The sequence below is a fragment of the Burkholderia sp. AU4i genome, from assembly GCF_000466765.1.
Taxonomy (GTDB): domain Bacteria; phylum Pseudomonadota; class Gammaproteobacteria; order Burkholderiales; family Burkholderiaceae; genus Burkholderia; species Burkholderia cepacia.
Genome location: NZ_ASSI01000321.1, coordinates 1 through 930, shown reverse-complemented (window position 1 = coordinate 930; position 930 = coordinate 1). Strand labels below are relative to the sequence as shown.

Here is a 930-nt window from a genome sequence, read left to right as displayed (position 1 = left end):
GCTCGGCATCGGCGGCGCCGCGCCGCCGGGTGCGAACCCCGCTGCACCACGCCCGCCGGCCGGAACCCCGGGTGCGTCAGGGGCATCCGGCGCATCCGAGGCCGCCACGCAGGCCGCATTGCCGACCGACACGCAATCGACCGAGATCCGCAAGGCGATGCAGGACGCGTCCGCCTACATCCGCGGCCTCGCGCAGCTGCGCGGGCGCAATGCCGAATGGGGCGAGCGTGCGGTGCGCGAAGCCGTCAGCCTGTCGGCCAGCGAGGCGCGCGCGCAGCACGTCGTCGACCTGATCGCGCAAGATCCGGCCGACCTCGCGCGCCAGCTCGACGGCCATACCGCAACGACCACCGCCGGCACGGTGAAGCTCGCGACCACGCATGCGCCGCTCGTCATCGTCGAACCCGACTGGCGCAGCCGCTTCCTCGCGATCATCGCCGATCCGAACGTCGCGCTGATCCTGCTGACGATCGGCATCTACGGCCTCTTCTTCGAGTTCGCGAACCCCGGCTTCGTGCTGCCGGGCGTAGCCGGCACGATCTGCCTGCTGGTCGGGCTGTTCGCGATGCAGTTGCTGCCGATCAGCTATGCGGGCCTCGGCCTCGTGCTGCTCGGCCTCGGCTGCCTGGTCGCCGAGGCGTTCCTGCCGACCTTCGGCGTGCTCGGTTTCGGCGGGATCGTGTCGTTCACGATCGGCGCGCTGATGCTGATCGACACCGACGTGCCCGGCTACGGGATTCCGTGGCCCGTGATCGCGAGCCTGGCGCTCGGCGGCGGGCTGCTCGTCGCGGGCGTGTCGAGCGTCGCGCTGCGCGCGCGGCGGCGCCCGGTCGTGACGGGTGCCGAGGCGATGGTCGGCAGCATCGGCGAAGTGCTCGACGACGGCCTGCGCGCCGACCAGCCGCACGCCGACCATCAGATCGGAAGAGC

1 protein-coding gene is annotated in these 930 nt (G+C 72.0%); it reads left to right on the top strand.

The window, feature by feature from the left end; all coding sequences use genetic code 11:
* A partial coding sequence (locus L810_RS41630) for an NfeD family protein (RefSeq protein ID WP_042978303.1) occupies positions 1 to 930 on the top strand: 930 nt, incomplete at both ends.